Below are 26,053 nucleotides of genomic sequence, written 5' to 3'. Positions count from 1 at the left end.
ACCACTGCAATGTTGGTACGCGAAAGGCATACCTTATAGAACCTCGGACTCAGGCTGGGGAGCAAGCGATCTCGGGGATGGACGAACCGCTCCAAGCGATGGCAATCTTCCGCTATGAAATCATTCACCCTCGACACGAATTGCTTGATCGATATCGACGAAGATCGACCGGCTGCGGCGCATATCCGAGCCCTCCTTGAGGCTGGGGCGTCTGGGAAGGCAGACCTTGCACTGGTTGCATCAAGCGCTTCAGAACGCCAGAAAGGCGGCACCTTCCTTGCAAACATAAGCGAATTTAAAGAGCGCCAGAATTCGCTCGGCTTCGGCTCGCTTCCATTGCTGCCCTCAATCGCACGAGCGGATATGTCTTTCTTCGATAAATCACTCTACGGATGGTCGGAAGGTACTGCCCGCGAAGGTCTTATCTTTAACCTCCTGTTTCCCTCGTCATCTTTTGAGTGGGCCGACTACGCGGCGGCCAAGGGCGTGGACTCTAAGGATCACGGCACCGGTGCCTATCTGCGATGGCGCAATATGATACTCGACGCACAGGCCCTCTGGGCACATGACCATGCGGGACGCGCCGTCTTTGTAACCAGTGACGTCCGACTGAAGATTATAAACGACCACCCAGAGTTTCCTGCGATGAACGTGAGAACGCCAGAGGAAGCGGCTGACCTTCTGTGACCCCGGGCAGAGTGGCTTACCTAGCTGGGTCGGTCCTCCCCGCCCCCAGCAACTTCATTAGCAGCGCCTCACCTGAGAAGTTAAGATAGAGCACAGAAAGCCGACCGTCCTGAGCAACCTGCCTGATCAGGTCGAGACCGGGCTTTCCGTGCCGATCGACTTCGCCAAGTGCGAGGACGCTCCTTGATACCGACGCTTGGCTGGTCCCAAGCTTTCGCAACAGCTCGCCCTGGCTAATGCCGGGGTTGAGACCTATCAGCAGGAAAGCAGATGCCGTCTGCATTGGCATGTCGCTGCGGAGATGGCGGAATGTTTCCATCAGCTTGAGTGCTGCTCTAAGGTCGGTGTTTCGGGCTGCTTGCTTCTCGTCCATTGCTGTCCTCGTGATAGGAATGCTTCGAGATTACAGAGGGTTACGATCTCGTCAAGAGCGGCCCGGAGTGACAGGATCGAGCGATTTCTCCGGGCAAAGGGGCCACGGGGGGAATTGGGTTTTTCCTATATCTGATGTGGGCTTTGAGAATTTCGTAATGAACATTTGCACCATCAGATGCCCGCATAGTTGCCCATGTACGTGCTGTCGATGCTTCCCGCCCCAATTGCCTGTGAGGTGTAGCTGTCTCCACTCGCGACCATGAGAAGCCACTGCGCGTACTCCTCTCGTTGCTCCTCCGGCAGGGCCTCGAATATCGTCTTGATAGATCTCATTCGGGCAGTGATCATCGCTTTGACCTTGGGGTAGGCGGCACGGGTTCGTGCTTTCGTCGGCTCGGGGTTCGCTGCGTAGCGGGCGCAGCCCAACGCAATGAGCCTTTCCCGGTAGTCAGGGTCTGAATGGTAGCGTTCTTTTCGGCTAGCTTGGCTCTTTGCTTTATATTTACAGCCGTTACGGCGGTTGTACTCTCTCGCATAAACGCGCCGAGCTTCCGCAGCCTCTTCCGGCGTGGTGTATTTCCAACCCATATTTTTACCTTGATGTCTTCGAGTGGTACCGCGTGGGCACCACTCAGATTGACGATTGTTTGCAAGAGCGTCAGGGTCGTCCCTTTACGAAGGCCACCAGCTCGCGATAAGCGGCCTCGGTCACAACGGCGACCGGGCCAATGACAGTTTCCCGATCGCTGACAATCGCCTCTGTGTAGGACACGCTAGCGGCTTCAAGCGCGGAGCGGTAATCACCATCTTCGTCGGCAGCCTGGTCGAGATAGCCTGCCACATCACGGGCGAGGAAGTAGTTAGTCGCGTTCATTTCGATAAAGCGAAAGCTGATTACCGGAATGTTCGGGTCGTGCGCGTCGATGGTCATGGTGCGAATAAGCGGGTAAGTCATAGGTTCTCCATGGCAGCGCGTGCTGCAGTGTGGTGAGGGAGCTGGGTATCGATCAACCGCGGCGCTTCGCGAAGATCGGCGTAGTTAGCCACTTGTCGAACGCGGTAGGAGGTTGGCGAGTGTCAGGGTTTTTCTGCTGCCGTTCGTAAGAGGTGTTGTAGGCGTCAAGCCCGCTGCCCATGATGCGGAGACCAGCGTCCCAGAAGGAAGGCTTCGAGGCACGCTGAACCGAGTTGATGCGGTCCTCAGCGTTCGCCCTGATGCCCTTCATCTCGGCATTAAGCTGGTTCATGGTCCAGTCGGTGTTCTGGTCCACGCGGTCGTTGTAGGAGGCAGCGCGGCCATCGAACTCCTGAAGGAGAGCTTCGACCGAGAGACCATTGACACCACTCTCGCCAGCCGCGACTGTGGCCGTGGCCTTGGCCGCTCTGGCTTCCTTCATGGTGTTGATCTTCTCGGCTGCCCCAGCCTCCTGCTCCTGCAGCATGCGCTGCTGAGTGGCAAACATCTGATCGCGGGCATTCTGGTTGGCCCGCTGGGCATTCTCTTGGTACATGCGGTTCTGCTCATCGGCAGCCGCGCTCTCGCCTACGAAACCGACTGCCGTTGAGGCGGCACTGATCGTGAAGCCAATGAGGCTGATTGGGTCAACGCACATGAGTGACCCTCACAATACGAAGGGGGAGAAACGGACGTGCGGACGAGCGCATTTGCCCGACCACAGAGGCGTGGAAGTTTGATTGTGCATTGTAATGTCTCTGAAGGGGGTAGTGATGATGGCGGGCGTGGAAATGAAACGGCCCCCTCGTCAGCTACGAAAGCGACAAGAGGGCCGAGGGTCACCACACCCACGAGAACGAACGACCGGTCTCAGACCAATCAACGCACTCTCATTTGTCGAGCGTCCATGACGGGACTGTGCGTTGCTGGTGTCGTTCTCTTTAAGGTTTCCTCAAGGTCATTCTTGAAGTTGGGTATAGGTGGATTGAGGGTTCTATCACCTCCATCCTCCATAAAGATCATTCCGAGAGAGAAGCTCTTTTCCATCAATCCTCCTCTCGTCTTTTCTTTATTCTGTTGTCTCCTTCATCGGTCTTCTCATAAGTGGGTGGTAATTCTGAGTTGTATTTACATTTAGATTTCAACCATGGTCGCTTCTCCCCCTCCCTTAAGTGAGGGGTAATTGCCCGGAGTAAATTTCTGTCTTCTCATAAGGATGGGGTAATCTTTGGTTGCAAAAATGGGCAAACTCAACTGCCTCTCGTTGAGTGCGTAGTAATCTGCAGTTATCAACACCACCTTCGATGCTTTTGACTGAAGCGTTCGCGTTGCCTGCGGCTTCTGCGTTCGCGAACCCGTGAGGTCGCCAGCAGTTTTAATCTTAGCACATCGATGACAAGTCGGTTGTCCCCGGCGCGGGTAATCTGGTCGAATTGCTTGATGCCCATCGTTAGGACCTCCACAACGTCCATCTGCGGCAAGGTTTCTAACCGAAAGCGACGAAAGGTTTCGATCACCGCAGCGTCAGCTTGGGCGGCTCTCCTGCTTGATGAGAAGTAGCAGATCGTTCGCGCCTGCGCTTCGTTAAGGTAAGTGGCTTTGCCGTCCCGATAGAGATAGCCAACACTGAGAAGGTTGGCCCGGAACATCACTATCCACTTTGTGCGAATGTCGATTGGGATGCGCATGTTAAGCGCTCTGGCTAGATCGATGTCGAGGATGTGTGGCTCTCCGTCGAAGAAACGAAGTTCGAATAGGTCTGTCATGGTGATCGGCCCGCTCGGCGATAAGAGAGAAAAGCCCCGCAGATGACTCCACGGGGCGATGGCTGGTCTTTCTGCTGTCACTCAGCGGGAGGAGCGAGAGGCGCACCTGCGGTCTTGCTGGAGCTGTAAAAATCGATCGTGAAATAGACTCGCCCACACCAGAACTCAAAGTTGCTGCCGTCCTTCCGAGTGTCGAAGAAGCATGACAGGATGCGCTGCCCCTGCATTTCGACATAAAATTCGAACCACCGCGTCTGTTTAAAATATCGCATTGCCCTTGTGCCCCAGTTGTGTGTCTCTGCTTCGAGACAAGGCTGTTAGACTCCGGCGAAGGTCGGGCGTCAATTGGAATAAATCGTTTGTTTTCAATGATTTAATCCACCGGTGAGTGCAATATTGAGGAAGTCCTAGGAGGACTAGGCATTTCAGAAATCCACCGGTGGATGGACTGACTAAAGATTTATTGGGAAAACAAGAAAGGGCCGCAACCTCAATCGTTGCGACCCCCATTCTCACCTCTAGCGAAGGGGCGGGTGAGGCTCCTCACAGCCCACTGAGGGTGAACCGCAGGGGCACGGTAGTGGTGACCGGGCGGACCTGCAATGGGACGGGTCTAGCGCCTCCTGTGGATTCCTGTGGGAAGCTCGCCAAATTGAATGGTGCCATATAAGTTGTAACTTCAATTGGAGGGCACCGAATGAAGTGGCTGGGGCTTCTAGTACTTACGTCGCTGTTTCCGGCGACTGCTTGCGCTTTTACAGGGGCCGAACTGATACAGGCAGACAAGAGCTTCGCGACCGGCTACGTCTTTGGTGTTGTCGAATATCAGACAGGTGTTCTCGATAATGATGACCCGGACTTCATGAAGGTCCGAAACTGCGTAATTAACGCAAGAATGACCGCTGGAACTTTCTATGACGTTTCGGTCCAGTACTTCAGAACACACCCGAAGGCCCTGACTGAGCCGGCCTTTGGGGGGATTATCAAGGCTATGAAAGATATGTGCCAGTGATTTCGCTACTGTTCGCCTACGAGTTGACCAGTCCGAACGCCTGCTCCATCGCCCGCTTCAGTCTAACCCTCTTCACGGTCTCTGAGCCATAGTGCTTATCGCTGGCGCTCGCATTAAGGTGACCAAGGATTGCCTCTTTGTCGGTCGGATGGACGCCCGCGAGATCGCAACGATCAGCCATATTGTGGCGCAGAGAGTGGACTGCGTGAAGCGGACTTGAGGTAACTTTTCGCAGCCATTTCATCAGCGACTGAGAGGCCGTGTTAGGGCCGGTGGGACCGGAGTAACGGGGGAAAGCGAAGCTGCTTCCTTCTGCCGTATCAACAATTTCTTTAGCGGCTACTAACGCATCCCCGACGAGGGGCACGTCTCGCCTCGACGACAAATTCTTGAGCTGCCTGGCTGGATGCGGCACGATCTTGATGTGCGGCGTGTCACCCGCGACCAAGATGTCCTGAAGTCTTAGGCCCGTTATCTCGGCCAGCCTGCAACCAGTGCCTTCAAGCAGTCGCCAGATGGCTTTTAAATCGGGGTTAGCCTTCTGAAGAACAAGGGAGCGGGTCGCACTTACAACCTCGGTTGGCAGAGGGTCGCGGACCTCTTTGTCAGTTGCGGCGCTTCGAGGAAGCTCCAGACCGGAGAAGGGATTGTCCATGCCCCGAAGTTTCTTATCCTTGAAGAGCGAAAAGACTCCTTTGAGGTCGTTCAAGTCCCGGCGAACGGTGGATGCCTTGATGCCCTGTTTTCCGAGAAGGTGGTCTCGCACCTTGTAGGCGTGTTCAATGGTCCAGTCTGGTAAGGCAGGAACGTCACCGCCAAGCGCTTCTGACACTTGGCGCATCATTGCGGCCAGTCTCGTCTTGCGCTTCTTCTGAGCAAACTCGCTGCCGGACACTCGCTCAATGATGTAAAAGTCCTTGGCGTCTTCGAGCGTTGGCTTGGTTCGCAGCACGGGCTGCGCGGGCGGAGCTACAGCCTTGGGGGTTTCGACTACTGCCCCAGAGTTCCGTAGGCGGCGGGCCTCGTCTGCCTTGATGCGAGCCTTGTAGATTTCCCTGACCACCTTGGTCCAACTAGGGGACTGGGGAGCAAGCCTGAGATCGACGTTCTCCCAGCTCAGTACTTCTTCAGCCTCGCTCACCACGAAAGGTGAAGCCAGCCCACGGGCGAATTCATAGCGATTCTCACCGTCCAACGCCTCAAGCCATTCCGCATCCTCATCGAAGTCCCGGCCTTCAAAGCCGTTCTCACGAGTCTCCTCGTCCTCCTCCAGCAAGTGGACGAAGTAGGCGTCATGGATCGCCTTTAGCTGGGCCTCGGTAAGCTCCTCAAGTGGCGGTTCAAGCAGCTTGGCTTGCCGCTTCCGAGCTTGCTCAAAGGTATCAGCAACCGCTCCGCTCTCCTTCCGAAGCCTGTCAATCGCCGTTCGCCGGTCTTGAGTTCGAAGAGATTTCCAAATCTCAGCCTTTCCTAGCGCCTTCTGCAAATCAGCAGGCACGGGAGCACGGAGATAAAAAGTGCGGTTTCGGAGGGTCAACCAAGGGTAAGCTGTCACGTCTTCCATGCCTCGCGCTGTAGCAGTTTGCTGTAGCAGATGGAAGCTTAAGCCTTTGAAATCCAAGCAAGTATTTGACTTGCCTTGAGATTTTTGGTGCCCCATGCCGGAGTCGAACCAGCACTTCTTTCGAAACTCGATTTTGAGTCGAGCGCGTCTACCAATTCCGCCAATGGGGCAACGGATACCGACGGGCGGGTGTCTAACATGCGATTGCCCGCGCATGCAAGACGGCGGGCGGGCTTATCCGGCTGATTTGATATGGCTTCCGGCGCAAATGCGCCGGAAGCCATTTTTCGTTAGTGGGCGACGGCGGACCCGGCGCTGCCAAGGCCCGACTTCTTCAGTGTGATCGCCAGGATCGAGGCGAGCAGGCAGAAGGCGCCGGCGATGAAGAAGGCCGGAAGATAGCTCTGAAGCTCGGTGCGCGACAGGCCGGCGCCGTAGGCGGCGGTTGCTGCGCCCAGCTGATGGCCCGCGAAGACCCAGCCGAAGACCAGGCCGACCTTCTCCTTGCCGAAGCGATCGGCGGCGATCTTGACGGTCGGCGGCACGGTGGCAATCCAGTCGAGACCGTAGAAGACAGCGAAGATCGACAGGCCATAGAAGGTGAAGTTGCTGAAGGGCAGGAAGAGCAGCGAGAGGCCGCGCAGGCCATAGTACCAGAACAGCAGCCAGCGATTGTCGAAGCGGTCCGAGAGCCAGCCGGAGCCGATCGTGCCGAAGAAGTCGAAGATGCCCATGACGGCCAGAACGCTGGCGGCTGCGACCGGAAGGATACCGAAATCGCCGCAGAGCGTGACGAAATGCGTCTGGATCAGGCCGTTGGTGCTGAGGCCGCAGATGAAGAAGGTGGCAAACAGGATCCAGAAGGTCGAGGTTCCCGAAATCTCCCTGAGGACGACAAGCGGCATCTTCAGAGCGTCGATCAGCGTGCCGCGGGCGGGCGCCGCCGTCACGTGTGCCTCGCCGACAGAAGGCAGGTTCAGGTCGGATGGCCGGTCGCGCATGAAGAGAAGGACGACGAGGGCGGCGACCATGATCATGGCGCAGACGAAGAAGACCGTCGAGCGCCAGCCGAAGCGCTCGGTCAATTCCGCCATCAGTGGCAGGAAGACGAGCTGGCCGGTGGCCGAGCTGGCCGAGAGCATGCCCACGACGAGGCCTCGATGCTTGGTAAACCAGCGGGCCGAGACGGTTGCGGCAAGGACCATGGCGGTGAGGCCGGTGCCGAAACCGACAACGATGCCCCAGAGCACCAGCAGCTGCCAGAGAGAGGTCATGAACAGCGAGCCGATGAAGCCGGCGCCGATCAGGCCAAGAGCAAAGACGATGACCTTGCGGACGCCGAAATAATTCATGAAGGCAGCGGCGAAGGGACCCATCAGCCCGAAGAGGATAAGGCGGATCGCCAGGGCAGAGGAAATCTGCGAGGTCTCCCAGCCGAACTCATCCTGCAGCGGCTTGATGAGAACGCCGGGTGCGCCCATGGCGCCTGCTGTCACCAGCATGGTCAGGAAGGTGGCGGCGACGATGATCCATCCATAGTGGATGTTTCGCCGGGCGAGGGTTGAGGCTAGCGCTGTGGATACCATGGGGCGTGTTCCATTTATGGAGCTGATCAATACATCACCGATTTAGATGATGATCATCATATTTGTTGCGTATTGATGATCGGCATCATATAAATTGTCAAGCGACCAATTTCAGGAATTGTTTTGATGCGTGTCAGCCGCGAAAAATTTGCCGAAAACCGTGAGAAGATCATCCAGGCGGCGGGTGTGATGTTTCGCGAGAACGGCTTCGATGGCGTTGGTGTTGCCGACATCATGAAGGCCTGCGGGCTGACGCATGGCGGTTTCTACGGCCACTTTCAGTCGAAGGACGAATTGCAGATCGAGGTCAGCCGGGCGCTGGTCGCGCGGGTTGAAGTGCGCTGGAAGGAGCTGATCGCGCAGTCTCCTGATCGGCCGCTGGAGGCGCTGGTCGAGCACTATGTCTCCTGGCGGGCCGTCGATGATCCCGGCAACAGCTGTGTCTTCGTCTCGCTGATGGACGAGGTCGGGCGAAGCACTGGCGCGGTCCGCGAAATTTTCAACGATGGCTTCGAGAAGCTTGCGGCAATCCTGGCTGAAGTCGTCCCCGGCGACACGCCAGAAGAACGGCGCAAGAACGGCTTTACCACGCTGTCGTCGATGATGGGGGCGGTCAGCCTGGCGCGGGCCGTCCAGAGCCGCGAACTGGCGGCGCAATTCCTCTCGTCCATGCGTGAGAGGTTGGCGCCGAAATCGGCGCCGCTCAAGGTTTGAGACGGCGCCGGCCGTTTGCCTATTTGAAGCCTTCGACGCGGTGGGGAATATAGGGCTCTTCGAGGGCTGCGATCTCTTCCGGCGTGAGCTTGACCGCCAACGCGGCGACGGCATCGCTCAAATGACCCGGCCGCGAGGCGCCAATGATAGGAGCGGTGATGGCGCTCTTCTGCAGGATCCAGGCCGTTGCGATCTGCGCGCGCGGCACGCCGTGTTCCTTGGCCAGTCGGCCGACGGTGTCGATGATCTTGCGGTCGGATTCTTCGGCCTGGCGGTAGAGCGTCTTTCCGAATTCGTCGCTTTCGGTACGGGCCGTCTTTTCATCCCAGTCGCGCGTCAGCCGGCCGCGGGCAAGCGGGCTCCAGGGAATGACGGCGATCTTCTGGTCCTGGCAGAATGGCAGCATCTCGCGCTCTTCCTCGCGGTAGAGCAGATTGACGTGATCCTGCATGCTGACGAATTCGGTCCAGCCGTTGAGGCGCGAGGTATAGACCATCTTGGCAAATTGCCACGCATGCATCGAGGAGGCGCCGATATAGCGGGCCTTGCCTGCCTTGACGACGTCATGCAGTGCCTCGAGCGTCTCTTCAATCGGCGTCGAATAGTCGAAGCGATGGATCTGGTAGAGGTCGACATAATCGGTGCCGAGGCGGCGCAGGCTGTTGTCGATCTCATCGAAGATCGCCTTGCGCGACAGGCCGGCGCCGTTCGGGCCCGGGCGCATGCGGTTGAAGACCTTGGTGGCGAGCACGATGTCTTCGCGCTTGGAAAAGCTCTTGATGGCCCGGCCGACGATCTCTTCGGAAGAGCCGTCGGAATAGGTGTTGGCGGTGTCGAGGAAGTTGATGCCGAGATCGATCGCCTGCTTGAGGATGGTGCGGCTTTCCTCTTCGCCGAGCGTCCAGGCATGGTTGCCGCGACCGGGATCGCCGAAGGTCATGCATCCCAGGCATATTTTCGACACTTCGAGGCCGGTCTTGCCGAGTTTTACATAATCCATTGAAATGACTCCGTGATTGAATAAACGCCGCCGCCTGCCGAGTAATCTAGGGCCAATACGGGCGAAGTGTCAGCAGGCTGCGGGCAGAAATTTGCAGTGTCTGGCCACCCGCTTGCGCTTCGGCGCCGCAGGGTGTTAGCTGGTGCAGCATCGACTGGACCTGACCTATGAAATTGCCCGACTTCGATCGGTACGACGATCTCTACCGTGAATTTGCGTGGGACATTCCAGGTGATTTCAATATCGGCCGGGCGGTCAGCGACGATTGGGCTGCAAGAGAGCCTGGCAGGATCTGTCTCGAGCATTTCAAACCTGACGGCCGCCATCAAGCGATGAACTATGGCGAGCTTTCTCAGAGGTCGGCGTCACTCGCCAACGCCTTGGTTTCGCTCGGTATCCGGCGGGGCGATCGTGTGGCATTGCTGCTGCCGCAATCCTTCGAAACGGTCATTTCGCATGTCGCGATCTACAAGATGGGCGCCATCGCGCTGCCGCTCGCGCTGCTTTTCGGTGTCGAGGCGCTGGAATACCGGCTGAAGACGGCAGGTGCATCGGTTGTCATCACCAATGCTTTCGGGATGACACGGATCGCGAAAATCCGCGACCGGCTTCCCGAACTGAAGACGGTGGTTTCGATCGACGGCGGAGAAGCGCTTCATTTCGCGGATCTGGTCGCAGCGCATTCGCCTGTCTTCGAGGTTGCCGAGACCGGGCCTGACGATCCGGCGCTGATGATCTTCACCTCGGGCACGACGGGCCCGCCGAAGGGCGCCTTGCATGGCCATCGCGTGCTCGCGGGCCATATTCCGGGCATGCAGTTTGCCCATGAGGGGTTCCCGCAGGAGGGAGACAAGGTGTGGACGCCATCCGACTGGGCCTGGGCGGGCGGATTGCTGAATGCGCTGCTGCCAAGCCTGCTGCTCGGCGTACCCGTGGTTTCATCACCAGCCCAGAAATTCGATGCGGATACGGCCTACCGGATCATGGGCGAGATGCATGTGCGCAACGCCTTCATTCCGCCAACGGCGCTCAGGCTATTGAAGGCTGGCGGCGATCTGCACCGGAAATACAGTCTCGATCTGCGCACGATCGGTTCGGCGGGCGAGTCTCTCGGCCGCGAGACCTATAATTGGGTGCGCGATGCGCTGGGAATGACCGTCAACGAATTCTACGGTCAGACCGAGTGCAATTTCGTCATCTCCTCGAGTGCCGCTGCCGGCGTTTCGAAGGCGGGGGCGATCGGGCGGCCGGTGCCGGGGCATCTGGTTGCCGTCGTCGATGACAAGGGCAACGAGCTGCCGTTAGGACAGACCGGGCAGATCGGTGTCAGGGCGCCGGATCCGGTGATGTTTCTCGGCTACTGGAACGATGATGACGCGACGGAGCGCAAGTTTGCCAACGGCTGGCTGCTGACGGGAGATCTGGCGCATCGGGATGAAGAAGGCTTCATCACCTTCGAGGGTCGCGACGACGATGTCATCACCTCATCCGGATACCGGATCGGGCCGGCGGAGATCGAGGATTGTCTGTCCGGCCATCCCGCGGTGCAGCTGGCTGCAGCAGTCGGCAAGCCGGATCCGGTCCGCACCGAGATCGTCAAGGCCTATGTTGTGCTGTCACAGGGCTTTGCGCCAAGCGCGGAACTTGCCGCCGAAATCCGCGGCTGGGTGAAGATGCGTCTCTCGATGCATGAGTATCCACGTGAAGTGGAATTCGTCGATGCGCTGCCTTTGACGACGACTGGTAAGGTGATCCGGCGGACGCTGCGGGAGCGCGCCGCCGCAGAGACCGCCTAGCCGCGTCCGGCCAGCGACATGATCTTGGCGCGCAGCATTTTCGCCATGTTGCGGGTGTTGCTGTACATGTGCAGCTGGGTTGCCGCCTGGCGCACGTCCCGGTCGCCGTTCTGCGACAGGCCGATGACCAGCGTTCCCATCTCTTCGCGCTCCTTCCAGAAGCGGCTCATGATCGGGTGGCCCGGAATGGCGCAGGAATCGGACCTGATGATGTTGGCGTCGTCGAGATGCCATTCCGTCAGTTCGCCCATCAGCAGCTTTCCGGGCGAATAGCGGGCAAACTCCTCGTCATAGGCGGTTTTCCAGGTGTAGGCTTCGCCGCCCATCATCAGCACGACGATGGCGGCGATCGCCTTGCCGTTGAAATCGATGGTGTGAATACGGACCGCGTCGATGGCTGCCAGATTGGAGACGGCTTCGCGGGCGAAGGCGGTGTGATAGCGGTCGGTGGCGAGCGCGCTGCGCTTCTTGCCCTTCCATCCGCCGGCTTCCATGGCGAGAAACTGTTCGAAGCGCATATGGACGTCGCGTGGTTGCCGGGCGACGCTGTAGGTCACCGTGCCCTTGTCCTCGAGAAGCCGCCATTGCCGGCGCATCTCGCGCATGTGCGACGAGGATACGGAACTTGTGAGATAGACGGCGGCGTCTTCCTCGCTCTGCAGCATCGGACGCTCGAAGGGGTTGGTCATGGTGATCGGCAGGTTGCGGCTCAGCGCGACGGCTTTGACGAGCCGGGCGAAAATGCCGTTCAGCCTGAGATCGGGCAGGACCAGAATGGGGGGCAGCCTGAGATCGCGGATCGTCAGGCCCTCGAAGAGATTGTCGAGTGTCTCGGCAGCATCCTCGGCATCGACAAGCGGCGTTCCAAGCGGCGCGAAGCTGTTAGACCACGCACGGATGATCGACGGGCCGACGGCAAAGCCTGGCTTCTCGACGGAGAACGGCATCAGGAAGCGCATACGGCTGCGGTTACCGCCGGTATCACGCATCAGCGCGAAGCTGACCTGCCGGTCGTCGAGGCGCGGCATGGCGGGCGCCAGAAAGCGGCCGGTGAAGAAGACGTTCGGTTCGATCGCCCGGTTCGACAGGAAGTCGAGTTCATCCTGCAGCTCGTAGCCGAGTTTGCCGGGATAGACGCAAAGCTCGCGACCCGGGCGGCCGATCTCGACGCGCGCCTCGGCCTGCGGTCCCTCGAAATTCAGCGAGGCGAGCTCGTGAACCATTCGGTTGGTGGTAGCGTCGGTGGACTCGGTATTCGGAGGGGTGCGCACCATCAAGGGGCCTTCCTGTCTGCCTGCGCAGTCGCCGGGCGGCTGAATGCAAAAAGTACGATGCCAAGCGTGCGCCGCACGGCGATATGAAGAAGTGTTGCCTCGACGGCCATCGCCGATGCCGTGGCGATCGCGGTGCCTATGGTTCCGAGGTGGGGGATAAGGGTCAGGTTCAGCGTGATATTGGCCGTCAGCGCGCCGGCATAAAGGGCAGCGCAGAGGTTCTGCTTGCCTGCCATCATCAGCAGCATTTCGGCCGGGCCAACCAGCGCCTTGGCAAGAATGCCGGCAAGCAGGATCGCCATCAGCACATAGCCGGCGGTGAAGGCTCCACCGAATAGCGATAGAAGCAGGTGGCCAGCGGCAAGGACCGCGAGGCCGACGCCAAGTGCAGGCCAGAACGTCCATCGCGCAGCGTCGGCGGCTGCAGAGGCGAGCTCGCCCCTCGTGCCGTCGGCGATGATGCTGGAGAAACGCGGGCCAGAGGCAGCCTTCACCGAGAACATGATGAACTGCACCAGCGCCATGGTCTTGGCTGCGGCGAAATATATTGCGACATCATGCGGCTCAAGGAAGATGCCGACGATGACGACATCGGAGTTGGTCAGCAGGAAGCTGGCACCCTCGATCAGAAAGATTGGGAAGGCGACGCTCAGCCAAACGATGAAATCAACCTTGCGGCTTCCGGTGTCGTAGTGGTGGCGCAGGCGCAGCAGCGTCGCGGCATATTGGCCAAGCGCTGTCACGTAGGTAGCAGCTAGAGCAGCCTGCATCGCCGTGACCGCGGTATGATCGGCACCCATAGCGTTCGCGATGAGCATGAAGACGATAATCAGTACCGGCCGGATGATGTAGATCGGGCTCAGGGCCATGACCGGCCAGTGATTGGCGCGCGAAGTACCCTCCAGGACGTCGCCGAGAGCGATCATCGGTAGAGCGAGAAGGCCCAGGAAGCCTGGGATCAGATAGTAGGTCGCAATCCTGTCGCCAAAGAAATGCAGGCCTGCCATGCCAAACACCATCAGCAGCGAACCGGAAAGGATCGCGAAGATGCGGGCGGTACCAGTCAGACCGCGGATCTCCTCGAAAGCGCCCGATGCCTTGTATTGCGGCAGGAAGCGAACGATCGCGGTGTGGAAACCGAGGCAGGAGAGGTCGCCAAAAAGCACGATCAGCACCCAGATGAAGACGTAGATGCCGTATTCCCACTCGCCCATCAGCCGCGCAAGGACGATCTGGGAAACGAAGGCGAGGGCGGCGCTGAGGATGCGGATTGCGAAAGCCGTCAGCGCCATGCGCTGGGCGGTCGCCTTGCCATCCCGCTGCGTCAGCACGGCGACAAGCATATGCAGAACCCGGCTGCCGGCGGGACGCAGGCTCGCGGGCAGCATTTTTTCCGCCGTCTCAATGACTGCCATAATGAACACGCACAACCCAGAACTCAGGCAAATCGTATCGTCAGTCTTGCCAGATCAGGGTTAAGAAACGGTTGTGGCGTGTCCGCGGCGCTTAATATCGCGGTTGTCTGTGCCGCAAATGAAAATGCCGCCCGGAGGCGGCATCTTCATTGTCTATCCAAGCTCTTACGCTTCGGCAAATGCGCCGTGGCAGTGCTTGAACTTCTTGCCCGAGCCGCAAGGGCAGGCTTCGTTGCGGCCGACCTTGCCCCAGGTGGAGGGGTCGTTCGGGTCGCGGTTCTCGGGAGCGACGATGACTTCCGAGGCCTGGTAAGCCGTCGCAAATTCGTTCTCGCCGGTCGCCGGGTCTAGGTGCTGTGCGTGCATGACCGGAAGTTCTGGTTCGGCAGGCGCCTGCTGGACCAGTTCGACGCGCATCAGCTGAGCCGTCACCGCCTGGCGAAGGTTGTTCAGCAGCGACTGGAAGAGCTCGAAGGCTTCCGACTTGTATTCCTGCAGCGGATCGCGCTGGGCATAGCCGCGGAAGCCGATGACCGAGCGCAGGTGATCGAGATTGACGATGTGTTCGCGCCAGAGATGGTCGAGCGTCTGCATGACGATCGAACGCTCGACATAGCGCATGATGTCATCACCGAAGCGTTCGGCCTTCTCCGTGAAGGCAGCGTTGGAGGCTTCGGTCAGGCGCTCGCGGATATCGTCTTCGCCGATACCTTCTTCCTTGACCCAGTCTTCGACGGGCAGATCGAGGTTCAGCAGGCTGACGACCTGTTCCTTCAGACCGGCAGCATCCCACTGTTCGGCATAGGCGCGCTCCGGAATATGCTTTTCTACGAGGTCTTCGATGACTTCGCGGCGCATGTCCGAAACGGTCTCGGCGATATTGGCCGATTCCATCAGCTCCAGGCGCTGGTCGAAGATGACCTTGCGCTGATCGTTCAGAACGTCGTCATACTTGAGCAGGTTTTTGCGGATGTCGAAGTTGCGGGCTTCGACCTTCTTCTGGGCGCGCTCGAGGGCCTTGTTGATCCAGGGATGGACGATCGCTTCGCCTTCCTTGAGGCCGAGCTTCGTCAGCATCGAATCCATGCGGTCGGAGCCGAAGATGCGCATCAGGTCGTCCTGAAGCGACAGGTAGAACTTCGAACGGCCAGGGTCGCCCTGGCGGCCGGAACGGCCACGCAGCTGGTTGTCGATACGGCGGCTTTCGTGACGCTCTGTCGCGATGACGTAGAGACCGCCTGCGGCAATCGCCTTTTCCTTGAGCTGCTTGATCTCTTCGCGGATCGCCTCGACCTTCGCGTCGTATTCGGGACCGGGCTCGACGCCATCGAGCTCGCGCTCGACACGCATGTCGAGGTTGCCGCCGAGCTGAATGTCGGTGCCGCGGCCGGCCATGTTGGTGGCAATCGTTACGGCGCCGGGAACACCGGCCTGTGCGACGATATAGGCTTCCTGCTCATGATAGCGAGCGTTGAGGACCTGGAAGTCCTTGAAGCCCTGCTTGCGCATCATGTCGGCCAGCAGTTCGGACTTCTCGATCGAGGTGGTACCGACCAGAACCGGCTGGTTGCGTTTCTGCGCCTCGGCGATCTCGGCGATGATCGCCTTGAACTTCTCTTCGAAGGTCCGGTAGACCTCGTCGTCCTCGTCGATACGCTGGATCGGCAGGTTGGTCGGGACTTCGACGACTTCGAGGCCGTAGATGTTGCCGAACTCTTCTGCTTCCGTCTGCGCCGTACCGGTCATGCCGGCAAGCTTGCCGTACATGCGGAAGTAGTTCTGGAAGGTGATCTGCGCCAGCGTCTGGTTCTCAGGCTGGATCTTGACCTTTTCCTTGGCTTCGAGCGCCTGGTGCTGGCCTTCCGAATAGCGGCGTCCCGGCATCATGCGGCCGGTGAATTCGTCGATGATAACGATCTCGTCGTTGCGGACGATATAGTCCTTGTCGCGCTGAAACAGCTTGTGCGCCTTCAGCGCGTTGTTGACGTGATGGACGATCGCGACGTTTTCGATGTCGTAGAGTGCGTTGCCCTTCAGCAGGCCGGCCTGTTTCAGCAGGTTTTCAAGCTTTTCGGTGCCTTCTTCGGAGAAGTTGGCAGAACGCTGCTTTTCATCGATCTCATAGTCGCCGTCCGAGAGGAGCGGGATATAGGCATCGATCGTGTTGTAGAGATCGGAGCGGTCGTCCAGCGGACCGGAGATGATCAGCGGCGTGCGCGCTTCATCGACGAGGATCGAGTCCACTTCGTCGACGATCGCGAAGTTATGGCCGCGCTGAACCATCTGGTTCTTCTCGTACTTCATGTTATCGCGCAGATAATCGAAGCCGAGCTCGTTGTTTGTCGCGTAAGTGATGTCGCAGCCATAGGCGGCGGCGCGCTCCTCGTCGGAAAGGCCGTGGACGATGACGCCCGTGGTCAGCCCGAGGAAGCCGTAGACCTTGCCCATGGTCGCCGCGTCGCGCTGCGCCAGATAGTCGTTGACGGTGACGACGTGCACGCCCTTGCCGGAAAGCGCGTTCAGATAAACCGGCAATGTTGCGACCAGTGTCTTACCTTCACCGGTCTTCATCTCGGCGATATCGCCGGAGTGAAGGATCATGCCGCCGACGAGCTGTACGTCAAAAGGTCGCATGCCCAAGACGCGGCGCGAGGCCTCACGGACCACGGCAAAAGCCGGGATCAGCAAGTCGTCAAGCGTCTTGCCTTCGGCCAGCTGCTTGCGGAACTCGACCGTTTGGGCGGCGAGCTGTTCGTCGCTCAGGGCTCTCGTCTTTTCTTCGATAGCACTGATTGCGGCGACTTTCGGCTGGAAAGACCGAACGCGGCGGTCATTGGCAGAGCCAAATATCTTGCGGGCGATGCCGCCAAAGCTGACCATATGACTGGTCCTTTCTCAATATTCTTCCCCGGCTTTTCTTATACGAATGCCCAGCCGAAAATCAGGCACGCGTCTCGAAACGCCAGGAAACTTTTCTGGACGCGAGGTTGCGTGACAGATAAGAGGGGGGTCGAATGATGTCAACGGATTTGGCTGATATAGAAAGGCCACATTCCAGTGTTGAACGCTGTTTTAGGCTGGATTCACACATGATGCTGAAGCCGGTGGTGTAACTCTGAAAGGTTATTTGATGTTGAGCTACAACAAACTTGCCGTGATGGCGGTCGCGACCTTCGTTGCGTTCCATGCGCCGGTCTATGCTGAAGGCAAGCCGGATGCCGTCATTGCCAAGGTTGGCACTCTGGAAATTCATCAGTCGGAACTGGATCTGGCGATCGCCAATCTCGATCCGCAGCTGGCGCAGCTGCCTGACGATCAGAAGAAGGTCGCAGCGCTGTCCGCCGCCATCGACGTAAAGCTGCTCGCCGGCGATGCCGCCACGGAAAAGCTCGATCAGACCGACGAGTTCAAGAAGCGCCTTCAGTATCTGACGGACCGCGAACTGCACAACGCCTACTTCAAGAAGCACGTCGTTGACACCGTCACCGATGACGAAGTGAAGGCGCGCTACGACAAGGAAGTCGCCGCTCTTCCGAAGCAGGAAGAAGTGCATGCCCGCCACATCCTGGTGAAGACCGAAGACGAAGCCAAGGACGTCATCAAGCAGCTCGACGCCGGCAAGGATTTCGCAGAGCTCGCCAAGGAAAAGTCCACCGACCCGAACAAGGCTGACGGGGGCGATCTCGGCTATTTCACCAAGGGCCGCATGGTCAAGGAATTCGAAGACGCAGCCTTCGCGCTCGACAAGGGAACCTACTCGAAGACCCCTGTGAAGACCGATTTCGGCTATCACGTCATCAAGGTTGAAGATAAGCGCGACGCACCGCCGCCGCCGTTCGATCAGGTCAAGGATCAGGTTCGTCAGCTCGTCATGCGCGACAAGTATCTTGCTCTTCTCGCTTCCGCGAAGGAAAAGTCCAAGGTCGATATCATGGACGAAACCCTGCGCAAGGGTTACGAGGATGCGAACAAGCAGCCGGCGCCGGGTCAAGAGCCTGTCGTTCAGCCGCAGCAGTAATCATCACTATTCGGGCCCGGTTCTTCCGGGCCCTTCACTATCAGGCAGGTCCATCACAATGTCCGGTTCCGTTTCTCCGCTCGCCCCGAAGACCTTCGCATCCATGCCTGCGCTACGCGGTGTGCGCATGGCGACCGCTTCCGCAGGCATCAAGTACAAGAACCGGACCGACGTGCTGATGATGGTCTTCGACAAGCCTGCCTCGGTTGCGGGCGTTTTCACGCGTTCGAAATGCCCTTCGGCGCCTGTCGATTTCTGCCGCGCCAACCTGCCGCATGGCATTGCACGCGCCGTCGTTGTCAATTCCGGCAATGCCAACGCCTTTACTGGCCTCAAGGGTCGCGCTGCGACCGAGCTGACGGCGAAGTCGGCTGCCGCCGCCGTCGGCTGCGGCGAGAATGAAATCTACCTTGCCTCGACTGGCGTTATCGGCGAACCGCTGGACGCGACCAAGTTCGCTGGTGTTCTGGATGCCATGCATCGCGATGCGAGTGGCGACTTCTGGTTCGAAGCTGCCAAGGCGATCATGACGACCGATACCTACCCGAAGGTCGCCACGCGCAGCGCCGAGATCGGTGGCGTGACCGTCACCATCAACGGCATCGCCAAGGGCGCCGGCATGATCGCGCCCGATATGGGGACGATGCTGTCCTTCGTGGTGACCGATGCCGATATTGCCCCGGCTGCCCTGCAGGCGATGCTGTCCGACGGCGTTGGCCCGACCTTCAACTCGATGACCGTCGATAGCGACACGTCGACCTCCGATACGCTGATGCTGTTTGCCACGGGTGCTGCTGCGGCTGACGGTCAGGCCCGCGTCGAGCGCGCCGACGATGCCCGCCTCGCGACGTTCCGCGTCGCGCTCAACGAAGTACTCAAGGATCTCGCCCTGCAGGTCTGCCGCGATGGCGAAGGCGCGACGAAGATGCTGGAGATCACCGTGACCGGCGCCGAGAGCGACGCTGCCGCAAAGCGCATCGCGCTTTCGATCGCTAATTCACCGCTGGTGAAGACGGCGGCTGCCGGCGAGGATGCCAATTGGGGGCGTATCGTCATGGCGGTCGGCAAGGCCGGCGAGATGGCGGACCGCGACAGGCTGGCCATATGGTTCGGTGACGTGCGCGTTGCCGTCAACGGCGAGCGCGATCCCGGCTACTCTGAAGAGGCGGCCTCGAATGTGATGAAGGAGCAGGATATTCCTGTCAAAGTCGATATCGGCCTCGGGAATGGTCACGCAACGGTCTGGACCTGCGACCTCACTAAGGAGTATGTGGCGATCAACGGCGACTACCGGAGCTGATCGTTCATTGACTGAGACTTCTTCAAAAAGTGCAAATCTGCCGCTGGTGCGCAGGCTCGAGGCCGTCGGGTTCCGGGCCTGGCCGGCCTCGTCCGTGCAATATGACGGCAGCTGGCAGGTGCGTTTGACGGCCGGTCATCCGTCCAACCGTCTGAATTCCATCGTGCCGCTCGATCCGTCCGATCATCGCGACATCGAAATCCGCGTGGAAAAGGCGAGCCGCAAGTTCGAGGCCTATGGCCGCCCGGCGGTTTTGCGGCAAACGCCGCTCTGCTCGCCCTTGCTGGTGGATCTGGTGGCAGCGCAGAACTGGACGCATTTCGACGAGACGATCGTCATGACCTGCGATCTGACACAGGCAGATCTTCCGGATACACTCGATCATCTCCCGACCCATGATATCGGCCGCTTCGTCGATGCCAATCTGGCGACCGATCAGGTCTCGGCGAAACTGAAGCCGGCGCTTGCCGAAATCATCAATGCGATCAAGCCGCCATCCGGCTTGTTCATGATCGAGGATCCGGAGACCGGTCCGCTGGCGACGGTGCTCTGCGTTCAGGACAACGATCTCGCGGGCATCATGTCGCTTTCGGTCGCGCGGGAACGCCGCCGCGAGGGGCTGGGTCTCGAAATCCTGACATCGGCGCTGCGCTGGGCACGGATGCGCTCTGCGCGCTCCGCCTGGCTTCAGGTAAAGGCGGATAATGTGCCGGCGCTCGCTCTTTACGGGCGGATCGGCTTTCGCGAAGCCTATCGCTACAGCTACTGGCGCAAGGATCGCTGCGGATGAGCGAGGCCGGCAAGAAGATCCTTCTGGTCGTCGCCTGCGCGCTGATCGATTCCGATGGGCGCATTCTTCTGGCGCAGCGCCCGGAGGGAAAATCGCTTGCAGGGCTCTGGGAATTTCCGGGCGGCAAGCTGGAGCCCGGCGAGACGCCGGAGGAAACGCTGGTGCGGGAGCTCGAGGAAGAGCTCGGCATCAAGACCAAGGTCGCCTGTCTGGCGCCGCTGACTTTCGCCAGCCACAGCTATGACACATTTCATTTGCTGATGCCGCTTTATGTGTGCCGCCGCTACGAAGGCGTCCCGCAGGGCCGCGAAGGCCAGGCGCTGAAATGGGTTAAGCCCATGGCATTGCGCGATTATCCGATGCCACCGGCCGACGAGCCGCTGATACCGATGCTGCAGGATCTACTTTAGAGATTTCTCACGATTTACTTTCACGGATGGTTTTTGTCCGCGGATATTAATCGATCGTTTATCACCTTCTGCCAAAGATCGGCCTCAATCAAGCAACTGGCGTGTGTGTGTAAAGGCTTGACGGATGGACGACGATTTCTGGAAAGCAGTCAGAGAGAAGCAGCAGAGCTCGAATGCCTCGCGCAGGACGGGCGCGCTTAATCTTGCCTTGCTGTTCGGCACAGCCGCGGTCGCCCTGACGTTGATCCTCACGCCGATGCTCGCCGATAAATCGAAGTCCAGCGTGTTTGCCAGCGTGCCGACGGAATTCGACAACATCACGACGGGCTCGATCCCCAAGACCGAGAACGGCAAGCGCTACACAATCCGCCGCAGCGTGCTCCAGGAAAGCCCTGGCTCCGTCTGCGTCGTCCAGGGGTACGGTTCGGGCGCCGGCTGCTGAGGGAAGACCGTCTGCCGGGGCGCAGAGGAAAAGGTCACCGCCATATGCGGGAAAGGTTGGGGGTAATGCGTTCTCTGAAGGCTTTGATCGCGGATATCCGCGGCGCCACCGCCGTTGAGTATGGTTTGCTAGCGGCGTTGATATCCGTCGGCATCATTGCCGGTGTCGGTACCTTCGGCAACAATCTCCAGAACGTACTGACGAATGTCAGCAACACGATAGCCGCCCACAACCCGTAAATCAGCGCTTCACTGCTTCAGTTTGTGCTCTTCGACGCGTAGAGCATCGGCAAGGCGTGCCTTCGCCGATCCCGGCTGAAGGGGCTTCTGCTGGCTCTCATGAGGAGCCCATCCCGAGACGTAGATGATCGAGAACGTCGCGCGGATCCGGCCATCCGGATCGGAGTAGCGCTCGGCGTAGATTTCGGCTGCGCGCAGAAAGAAGGCGCGGGTCAGTGGCTTGCGGCTGCGCGCGGCGAGCGGATTCGTCATGCCCATCGCCCGCAGATCCTTCATCAGGGGAAAGATCGAATCGTAGCGCACCGTATAGGTTTCGGCATCGATGACAGGCAGCGAGAAGCCGGCGCGCTGCAACAATCCGCCGGCATCGCGCACATCGGCAAAGGGAATGACGCGGGGGCTGGCGCCGCCGGTCATTTCGGCCTCGGTCGCAAGGAGAACGTCGCGCAGTTCCTGCAGCGTTCCAGCGCCGGGAATGGCTGCCAGGAACAGGCCGTCAGGCCGCAGCGCACGCCTGATCTGGATGAAGACGCCGGGCGTGTCGTTGGTCAGATGCAGGCTGAGCGGCGCGATGACGAGGTTGGCGGATTGCGGTTCGAGCGGAACGTCCTCCAGCGGCGCGATCTGAAGTTCGCCGGGAGCGCCGGAAACATCCTGCACTTCGATGCGCCTGAGATCGCCGATCTTGCCTGTTGCCAATGCGGCGCGCGCCGCCGCGCCCGTCGCGCCGTGCAGTTCGACGGCGTGCTCGAAGGTGCGCTCGACCACCGACAGTCTCTCGGCCAGCTCCTCGGCGGCGATATCGAGAAGGAACGCTGCCTTCGGATCGCCTGCCTGCAAGGCGCGGTGGCGGTGTGCGGCGATCGCCGCCCTGTCGAAAATGATATCCATGCGACGTGAATAGTCCCGTCATTCTCAAGCGGCAAGACGGATTTTCCTTTGCTGGAAAACCAGCTAGCTTTCGTCTATGGGGGCGATCGATTTCGGCAGGCTGAGAGAATCCGGACGGACGCTTGTCCTCCAGCCCTTTCGCATACTTGCGGATCTGGTTTACCCGCCTGCCTGTTCGGCGTGCGGGGTGCTGACCGCGGGGCATCGAGGGCTATGTGCCAAATGCTGGTCTGGCGTGCGCTTCATCGAGCGGCCCTATTGCGAGGTTCTCGGACTTCCCTTCTCGCACGATCTTGGCGCCGGAATTCTCTGTGCCGAAGCGATCGCAAACCCGCCGCCCTTCGACCGGCTGCGCTCTGCCGCCATCCATGACGAGGCCGTCCGCGATCTCGTTCATGGCCTCAAATATCGCGACCGTGTCGATCTGGCACCGATGATGGCGGGCTGGATGCTGCGAGCGGCCGACGGCACAGTCGAGATTTGCGACGCAATCATTCCGGTGCCCTTGCATCGCTCGCGGCTGTTGTCGCGCAAGTTCAATCAGGCAGCCGAGCTGGCGCGGCATATTGCCAGCCTATCCGGCAAGCCGCTGCTTCCGGCAACGCTTTTGCGCGTCAAACGGACCGAGCAGCAGGTTGGTCTCGGCGCCCGTGCCCGCGAGGACAATGTCCGGGGAGCCTTCGCGCTGGCGCGCGGCCACGAAAACGACGTCTTCGGCAAACGTGTCGTGCTCGTCGACGACGTTTATACGACAGGGGCGACAGTGGCTGCGGCAACGCGCGCCTTGCGCAAGGCGGGGGCCGCCGACATCAGTGTTTTGACCTTTGCAAGGGCCCTTTCAGAACCTATATGACTAGTGAAAACAGGCACTCGTCTGGAGACAGAGATGACACCGGTAACGATATATACGCGGCAGGCTTGCGGCTATTGCGCACGCGCAAAATCCCTTCTCGAACAGAAGGGCGTCGATTATGTCGAGCATGACGCGACCTTCTCTCCCGATCTCCGCCAGGAGATGATCGGCAAGTCGAATGGCCGGTCGACATTCCCGCAGATTTTCATCGGCGGCGAACATGTCGGCGGTTGCGACGACCTCTTCGCACTCGATCGGGCCGGCAAGCTCGACCCGATGCTCGCAGCCTGAGCCGAAACCATGGTCTTCAAGGCTGCTGCCGTTCAAATGTGTTCAGGTGTCGATCCGGCTCGAAACGCCATGTCGATGGCGCGGCTGGTTCGTGAGGCCGCCGCACAGGGCGCGACCTATATCCAGACACCCGAGATGACCGGAATGCTGCAGCGGGACCGGGCAGCCGCCAAGGCGGTGTTGCGTGGCGAAGCCGATGACATCATCGTGCGGACGGCGTCCGAGCTTGCTGCCGAACTCGGCATCCACATGCATGTCGGCTCGACAGCGATTGCGCTCGACGACGGCAAGATGGCCAATCGCGGCTTTCTGTTTGGACCTGATGGCAAGGTGCTGAACCGCTACGACAAGATCCACATGTTCGATGTCGATCTCGATAATGGCGAGAGCTGGCGTGAAAGCGCGGCCTACAGGCCTGGTTCCGAGGCCCGCGTTGTTTCGCTGCCGTTTGCCGAAATGGGCTTCACCATCTGCTACGACGTCCGCTTCCCCGCGCTTTTCCGGGCACAGGCCGTTGCCGGTGCTGAGGTCATTACGGTGCCTGCCGCATTCACCAAGCAGACCGGTGAGGCGCATTGGGAAATCCTGCTGCGCGCCCGCGCCATCGAAAACGGCGTCTTCGTCATTGCGGCGGCGCAAGCCGGCGTTCACGAGGATGGACGCGAGACCTTCGGGCATTCGATGATCATCGATCCCTGGGGTCGCGTGCTGGCTTCTGCAGGCGGAACAGGTGAGGCCGTCATCGTTGCCGATATCGATCCTGCCGCCGTCAAGGCGGCGCATGACAAGATCCCGAACCTGAAGAATGGCCGTGAGTTTTCGATCGAGAAGATACCGGCAGCAATGAGCGGGGGCGCGGCCGCTTGATCCGCTATTCCCTCAGTTGCGATAATGCGCACGAATTTGAAGGCTGGTTCTCCGAGAGTGCTGATTTCGATCGTCAGCTGGCCTCCGGCTTTCTGACCTGTCCGGTCTGTCAGTCCGCAGCGATCTCGAAGGTGCTGATGGCGCCTTCGGTTTCGACGGCGCGCAAGAAGGACGAAATCAAGACCGTCGCCATGGATGCGATGCGCCGCGAAGCGTTCCAGAAGCTCAAGCAGGCGGTTGCCGAGGTCAAGGCGAACTCTGAAGACGTCGGCACCAAGTTTCCCGAAGAGGCGCGCAAGATCCATTACGGCGAGGCGGATGCACGCGGTATCATCGGTCAGGCGACCGCGCATGAGGCGCAAGAGTTGATCGACGAAGGCATCGAGATAGCGGCGCTGCCGGTTCTGCCAGATGACGTGAACTGACATGAAGACGGAGCGCCTGGCCTTCTACAATTTTGGCCTCCACGTCGCTCCTCCGGAAAGCGAGACCATCCAGGGCTTTGTCCTGCGCGAGCCGCTGAACTTCGAGGCGGTGACGCGTGCCAGCGGTTTCCTCGGGCGCTCGGGCTATCCGGGCGTGCCCGGCACCAGAAGCTGGGGTGGGCAAGTCTTTCCGCGTTACATCGAAGGCAGCGGCTTCACGTCCGCGCCATCATCGCTCTCACTCTGGGCTGATATCGAGTCGCTTATGGCGTTCAGCTACAATGGCGTGCATGCCGAGGCGCTCAAGAATGCCCGAAGCTGGAACGTAAAGCCGTCATGGCCGCCACTCGTGCTCTGGTGGGTTTCCGCAACGCATCGGCCGGATTGGGCGGAGGGTGCTCAGCGGCTCGAGCATCTCGACGACCACGGGCCAAGCCCGCACGCATTCACGTTCAAGCAGCCTTTCGGGCCTGATGGTGCCGAGTTGTCGATCGATCGGGAGCGGGTCAAGGAGCTTGCAGCGCGTAACGCCGAACGCCAGCAGGATCTGCTCGAACGGGTTAGCAAGCTGACGATCTGAAGGCGTCCCTCTCACCGCGGGCGTTTCGCCAGCAGCATGTAGTTGACGTCCATGTCTTTCGACAGGTTCCACTGATTGGAAAGCGGATTGAAGAACACGCCCGTGCGGTCGATGATTTCGAGGCCGTTTTCCGTCATCGGCTTTTCCAGCTCTTCGGGCCGCACCAGCTTCTCATATTGATGCGTGCCGCGCGGTAGCCAGCGGAGGATGTTTTCAGCGGCGAAGATCGCCAGTGCGGCGGCCTTCATTGTTCTGTTGATGGTGGCGACGAACATCATCCCGCCGGGGCGGACCATCCTGGCGCAGGTCGACATGAAGAACTCCACGTCCGCAACGTGCTCGACGACTTCCATGTTCAAAACGATATCGAAGGTCTCGCCGGCCTCGGCGAGCTGCTCGGCCGTGACAGCGCGGTAATCGACCGAAACACCCGATGCCTTGGCATGGGTGGAGGCGATACCGATGTTCTTCTCAGAGGGGTCGGCGCCGACGACTGTGGCGCCCATCCGCGCTACGGGCTCCGACAGCAGTCCGCCGCCGCAGCCGATATCGAGAACGCGCAGCCCTTCGAGCGGCTTCGGTTTTTTCGGACCAAGCCCGAAGTTCTCCGCCGCCTTGTCACGGATATAGGTCAGCCGCACCGGATTGAACTTGTGTAGCGGCTTGAACTTGCCAGTCGGGCTCCACCACTCCGCCGCCATCGCCGAGAAGCGGTCAACTTCGCTCTGGTCGATCGTGCTCTTCGCGGCTTCGCTCATCGGTCTGCTCCTTGCTCATCGGTCTGCTCCTTGCATTCGTCAGCA

General features: G+C 59.7%; 28 protein-coding genes and 1 tRNA gene. 15 read left to right on the top strand and 14 right to left on the bottom strand.

Annotated features, from left to right (window positions below; translation table 11 throughout):
* The first annotated feature begins 114 nt into the window (after positions 1-114).
* Positions 115-687 (top strand): hypothetical protein, encoded by a 573-nt coding sequence (locus J2X43_RS18500; RefSeq protein WP_310296112.1) that lies wholly within the window; start codon positions 115-117, stop codon positions 685-687.
* A 16-nt stretch (positions 688-703) separates the two neighbouring features.
* Here J2X43_RS18500 and J2X43_RS18495 read toward each other — a convergent pair whose 3' ends face one another.
* The 5 genes from J2X43_RS18495 to J2X43_RS18475 all read right to left on the bottom strand — a co-directional run bounded on the left by J2X43_RS18495 (position 704) and on the right by J2X43_RS18475 (position 3,783).
* Positions 704-1,060 (bottom strand): helix-turn-helix domain-containing protein, encoded by a 357-nt coding sequence (locus J2X43_RS18495; RefSeq protein ID WP_310296110.1) that lies wholly within the window; start codon positions 1,058-1,060, stop codon positions 704-706.
* 173 nt (positions 1,061-1,233) lie between these two features.
* Positions 1,234-1,650: a hypothetical protein gene (locus J2X43_RS18490; RefSeq protein WP_310296108.1), complete on the bottom strand. Its 417-nt coding sequence runs from the start codon at positions 1,648-1,650 to the stop codon at positions 1,234-1,236.
* Positions 1,651-1,720: 70 nt separating this feature from the next.
* Positions 1,721-2,017: a hypothetical protein gene (locus J2X43_RS18485; RefSeq protein WP_310296106.1), complete on the bottom strand. Its 297-nt coding sequence runs from the start codon at positions 2,015-2,017 to the stop codon at positions 1,721-1,723.
* A 52-nt stretch (positions 2,018-2,069) separates the two neighbouring features.
* Positions 2,070-2,675, bottom strand: coding sequence for a hypothetical protein (locus tag J2X43_RS18480; RefSeq protein ID WP_310296104.1), 606 nt, complete (start codon positions 2,673-2,675; stop codon positions 2,070-2,072).
* Between the two features lie 631 nt (positions 2,676-3,306).
* Positions 3,307-3,783 carry a hypothetical protein gene (locus J2X43_RS18475; protein ID WP_310296102.1) on the bottom strand — a complete coding sequence of 159 codons (477 nt, stop codon included), beginning with the start codon at positions 3,781-3,783 and terminating at the stop codon, positions 3,307-3,309.
* Between the two features lie 697 nt (positions 3,784-4,480).
* On the opposite strand from J2X43_RS18475, the gene J2X43_RS18470 reads away from it, so the two are divergent.
* Complete coding sequence (locus tag J2X43_RS18470) at positions 4,481-4,795, top strand: Rap1a/Tai family immunity protein (RefSeq protein ID WP_310296101.1); 315 nt, start codon at positions 4,481-4,483, stop codon at positions 4,793-4,795.
* Between the two features lie 16 nt (positions 4,796-4,811).
* Here J2X43_RS18470 and J2X43_RS18465 read toward each other — a convergent pair whose 3' ends face one another.
* From J2X43_RS18465 to J2X43_RS18455, 3 genes are all read right to left on the bottom strand, one after another.
* Complete coding sequence (locus J2X43_RS18465) at positions 4,812-6,359, bottom strand: DUF6538 domain-containing protein (protein WP_310296100.1); 1,548 nt, start codon at positions 6,357-6,359, stop codon at positions 4,812-4,814.
* A gap of 85 nt (positions 6,360-6,444) precedes the next feature.
* Positions 6,445-6,529, bottom strand: a tRNA-Leu gene (locus J2X43_RS18460).
* A 120-nt stretch (positions 6,530-6,649) separates the two neighbouring features.
* Positions 6,650-7,945 (bottom strand): MFS transporter, encoded by a 1,296-nt coding sequence (locus J2X43_RS18455; protein ID WP_310296098.1) that lies wholly within the window; start codon positions 7,943-7,945, stop codon positions 6,650-6,652.
* 126 nt (positions 7,946-8,071) lie between these two features.
* On the opposite strand from J2X43_RS18455, the gene J2X43_RS18450 reads away from it, so the two are divergent.
* Positions 8,072-8,659, top strand: a complete 588-nt coding sequence (locus J2X43_RS18450) for a TetR/AcrR family transcriptional regulator (RefSeq protein WP_310296096.1) — start codon at positions 8,072-8,074, stop codon at positions 8,657-8,659.
* Between the two features lie 19 nt (positions 8,660-8,678).
* Here J2X43_RS18450 and J2X43_RS18445 read toward each other — a convergent pair whose 3' ends face one another.
* On the bottom strand, positions 8,679-9,659 hold the full coding sequence (locus J2X43_RS18445) for an aldo/keto reductase (protein ID WP_310296094.1): 981 nt from the start codon (positions 9,657-9,659) through the stop codon (positions 8,679-8,681).
* A gap of 167 nt (positions 9,660-9,826) precedes the next feature.
* On the opposite strand from J2X43_RS18445, the gene J2X43_RS18440 reads away from it, so the two are divergent.
* A complete protein-coding gene (locus J2X43_RS18440) occupies positions 9,827-11,455 on the top strand; it encodes an AMP-binding protein (RefSeq protein WP_310296092.1) in 1,629 nt (542 codons plus the stop codon).
* On the opposite strand, the gene J2X43_RS18435 is transcribed toward J2X43_RS18440, so the two are convergent.
* The 3 genes from J2X43_RS18435 to secA all read right to left on the bottom strand — a co-directional run bounded on the left by J2X43_RS18435 (position 11,452) and on the right by secA (position 17,024).
* Positions 11,452-12,729 (bottom strand): GNAT family N-acetyltransferase, encoded by a 1,278-nt coding sequence (locus tag J2X43_RS18435; protein ID WP_112386104.1) that lies wholly within the window; start codon positions 12,727-12,729, stop codon positions 11,452-11,454. The two genes, J2X43_RS18440 and J2X43_RS18435, sit on opposite strands and share 4 nt — an antisense overlap.
* On the bottom strand, positions 12,729-14,144 hold the full coding sequence (locus tag J2X43_RS18430; RefSeq protein ID WP_310296089.1) for a lipopolysaccharide biosynthesis protein: 1,416 nt from the start codon (positions 14,142-14,144) through the stop codon (positions 12,729-12,731). Before J2X43_RS18430 ends, J2X43_RS18435 begins: the two co-directional genes overlap by 1 nt.
* Positions 14,145-14,309: 165 nt before the next feature.
* Positions 14,310-17,024, bottom strand: a complete 2,715-nt coding sequence (secA, locus tag J2X43_RS18425; protein ID WP_310296087.1) for a preprotein translocase subunit SecA — start codon at positions 17,022-17,024, stop codon at positions 14,310-14,312.
* A 250-nt stretch (positions 17,025-17,274) separates the two neighbouring features.
* Between secA and J2X43_RS18420 the strand changes: the two genes are divergently transcribed.
* The 6 genes from J2X43_RS18420 to J2X43_RS18395 all read left to right on the top strand — a co-directional run bounded on the left by J2X43_RS18420 (position 17,275) and on the right by J2X43_RS18395 (position 21,343).
* Positions 17,275-18,162 (top strand): peptidylprolyl isomerase, encoded by an 888-nt coding sequence (locus tag J2X43_RS18420; protein ID WP_310296085.1) that lies wholly within the window; start codon positions 17,275-17,277, stop codon positions 18,160-18,162.
* Between the two features lie 58 nt (positions 18,163-18,220).
* Positions 18,221-19,462 carry a bifunctional glutamate N-acetyltransferase/amino-acid acetyltransferase ArgJ gene (gene argJ / locus J2X43_RS18415; protein ID WP_310296083.1) on the top strand — a complete coding sequence of 414 codons (1,242 nt, stop codon included), beginning with the start codon at positions 18,221-18,223 and terminating at the stop codon, positions 19,460-19,462.
* Positions 19,431-20,252: a GNAT family N-acetyltransferase gene (locus J2X43_RS18410; protein ID WP_310296081.1), complete on the top strand. Its 822-nt coding sequence runs from the start codon at positions 19,431-19,433 to the stop codon at positions 20,250-20,252. The genes argJ and J2X43_RS18410 overlap by 32 nt, the downstream gene beginning before the upstream one ends.
* The gene (gene mutT, locus J2X43_RS18405; RefSeq protein WP_112539013.1) at positions 20,249-20,662 is read left to right on the top strand and encodes an 8-oxo-dGTP diphosphatase MutT; all 414 of its coding nucleotides are present in this window, start codon (positions 20,249-20,251) and stop codon (positions 20,660-20,662) included. Before J2X43_RS18410 ends, mutT begins: the two co-directional genes overlap by 4 nt.
* Before the next feature lie 124 nt (positions 20,663-20,786).
* The gene (locus J2X43_RS18400) at positions 20,787-21,104 is read left to right on the top strand and encodes a hypothetical protein (RefSeq protein ID WP_112386097.1); all 318 of its coding nucleotides are present in this window, start codon (positions 20,787-20,789) and stop codon (positions 21,102-21,104) included.
* A gap of 65 nt (positions 21,105-21,169) precedes the next feature.
* On the top strand, positions 21,170-21,343 hold the full coding sequence (locus J2X43_RS18395) for a Flp family type IVb pilin (protein WP_112517670.1): 174 nt from the start codon (positions 21,170-21,172) through the stop codon (positions 21,341-21,343).
* A 9-nt stretch (positions 21,344-21,352) separates the two neighbouring features.
* Here the strand turns inward: J2X43_RS18395 and J2X43_RS18390 are convergent, their stop codons facing one another.
* On the bottom strand, positions 21,353-22,234 hold the full coding sequence (locus J2X43_RS18390; protein WP_310296076.1) for a methyltransferase domain-containing protein: 882 nt from the start codon (positions 22,232-22,234) through the stop codon (positions 21,353-21,355).
* 76 nt (positions 22,235-22,310) lie between these two features.
* On the opposite strand from J2X43_RS18390, the gene J2X43_RS18385 reads away from it, so the two are divergent.
* The 5 genes from J2X43_RS18385 to J2X43_RS18365 are packed head-to-tail and all read left to right on the top strand — an operon-like array spanning position 22,311 to position 25,250.
* Entirely contained in the window at positions 22,311-23,087 is a 777-nt protein-coding gene (locus tag J2X43_RS18385; RefSeq protein ID WP_310296074.1) for a ComF family protein, read from the top strand.
* 33 nt (positions 23,088-23,120) lie between these two features.
* Entirely contained in the window at positions 23,121-23,378 is a 258-nt protein-coding gene (gene grxC, locus J2X43_RS18380) for a glutaredoxin 3 (RefSeq protein WP_112517668.1), read from the top strand.
* Positions 23,379-23,387: 9 nt separating this feature from the next.
* Positions 23,388-24,245, top strand: coding sequence for a carbon-nitrogen hydrolase family protein (locus J2X43_RS18375; RefSeq protein ID WP_310296071.1), 858 nt, complete (start codon positions 23,388-23,390; stop codon positions 24,243-24,245).
* Positions 24,242-24,670 carry a DUF1178 family protein gene (locus tag J2X43_RS18370; RefSeq protein ID WP_310296069.1) on the top strand — a complete coding sequence of 143 codons (429 nt, stop codon included), beginning with the start codon at positions 24,242-24,244 and terminating at the stop codon, positions 24,668-24,670. Before J2X43_RS18375 ends, J2X43_RS18370 begins: the two co-directional genes overlap by 4 nt.
* 1 nt (position 24,671) lies before the next feature.
* Complete coding sequence (locus tag J2X43_RS18365) at positions 24,672-25,250, top strand: DUF3291 domain-containing protein (RefSeq protein ID WP_310296068.1); 579 nt, start codon at positions 24,672-24,674, stop codon at positions 25,248-25,250.
* Between the two features lie 11 nt (positions 25,251-25,261).
* Here J2X43_RS18365 and ubiG read toward each other — a convergent pair whose 3' ends face one another.
* The gene (ubiG, locus tag J2X43_RS18360) at positions 25,262-26,008 is read right to left on the bottom strand and encodes a bifunctional 2-polyprenyl-6-hydroxyphenol methylase/3-demethylubiquinol 3-O-methyltransferase UbiG (RefSeq protein WP_310296067.1); all 747 of its coding nucleotides are present in this window, start codon (positions 26,006-26,008) and stop codon (positions 25,262-25,264) included.
* Positions 26,009-26,053 lie beyond the last annotated feature (45 nt).

Origin of the sequence: Rhizobium sp. BE258 (genome assembly GCF_031457345.1) — a bacterium.
GTDB lineage: Bacteria > Pseudomonadota > Alphaproteobacteria > Rhizobiales > Rhizobiaceae > Rhizobium.
Note: the sequence above shows the minus strand (reverse complement) of the source record. Positions and strands in the feature narration are given on the sequence as shown.